Source organism: Vibrio sp. Vb0349 (genome assembly GCF_033338975.1).
Map to the genome: position 1 here is coordinate 1 of NZ_JAWOTS010000272.1, position 1,244 is coordinate 1,244.

Annotated in this window: 2 protein-coding genes; both read left to right on the forward strand. The window is 43.3% G+C overall.

Translation table 11 applies throughout. The annotated features are described in order from the left end of the window. Positions 1-259: STAS domain-containing protein (locus R7Q47_RS25135; RefSeq protein ID WP_318090038.1), on the forward strand; the 259-nt coding region annotated here is incomplete at its 5' end. Between the two features lie 251 nt (positions 260-510). Then, a partial coding sequence (locus R7Q47_RS25140; RefSeq protein ID WP_318090039.1) for an ABC transporter ATP-binding protein occupies positions 511-1,244 on the forward strand: 734 nt, incomplete at its 3' end.

The following is a 1,244-nucleotide window of genomic DNA, read 5'->3' on the forward strand; positions in this document are numbered from 1 at the left end:
GATGATCTTGGATTTGACCGATGTTCCTATGCTGGATGTTACGGTGGGCCTAGCACTCGAAAACGCCATTAAAGACGCGTTAGATGCTCGCTGTGAAGTGTACTTGTTGTGTCCGAATCAGCGTACTCGCGAGCAACTAGAGAAGTTTCATGTCATCGACCTAGTGCCGGATAACAATATGTATCAGTTCCGCTACGAAGCTTTGAATGCGGCTGTCGCGCATGTTGAATCGGATCAATACCAGCGAATGACAGCCTAATTTTTACGTTCTGTATGAAAGCGCTGCTCAGCCTGTTTAGCAGCGCTTTTTTGTTTCCCCTTAACCCCCTCAATTGAAAACCTTGAAAATTACAAGGTTGATATTTCCAATATTGTCGAAAGGTTTAATTGTAATCATCGTTATTCGACGATAAACTAATGAAACTTTCTCCAGCTTCCTACTAAGCTTCAGGTGATGCTTATCTTGGAACTGGTCATCCCAATTCACTAACAGATGGCAATCATTACGCTATGTACGCATTAGAAATTGAACAATTACGTAAAACGTATGCGGGCGGCTTTGAAGCGTTAAAAGGCATCAGTCTACAAGTTAAAAAAGGTGACTTTTACGCGCTTCTTGGACCTAACGGTGCAGGAAAATCAACCACGATCGGCATCATCTCTTCTTTGGTTAATAAGACTTCTGGAGTAGCAAAAGTTTTTGGTTATGACATTGATAATGATTTAGAACTTGCCAAGCAAAACCTTGGTTTAGTGCCTCAAGAATTCAACTTCAACCAATTTGAAACGGTTGAGCAGATCGTCATTCAACAAGCGGGTTACTATGGTGTTTCTAAAATTCTGGCAAAAGAGCGAGCCGAAAAATACCTGAAGAAGCTCGATTTATGGGAGAAGCGCAAAGAGCGTGCTCGTAACTTATCGGGTGGTATGAAGCGTCGCTTGATGATTGCTCGCGCGCTCATGCACGAGCCAAAACTGCTGATTTTGGATGAGCCGACGGCTGGGGTGGACATTGAGCTGCGTCGTTCAATGTGGGATTTCCTCAAAGAAATCAATCAGCAGCAAGGGATCACTATCATTCTTACTACGCACTATTTAGAAGAAGCGGAAATGCTATGTCGCAACATAGGTATTATCAATCGCGGCGAGTTGATTGAAAACACAACCATGAAAGCGTTGCTCAGTAAGCTCAGCGTAGAAACCTTTATTCTAGATATCGAGACTGACGGCGAAGTGCCTGAGTT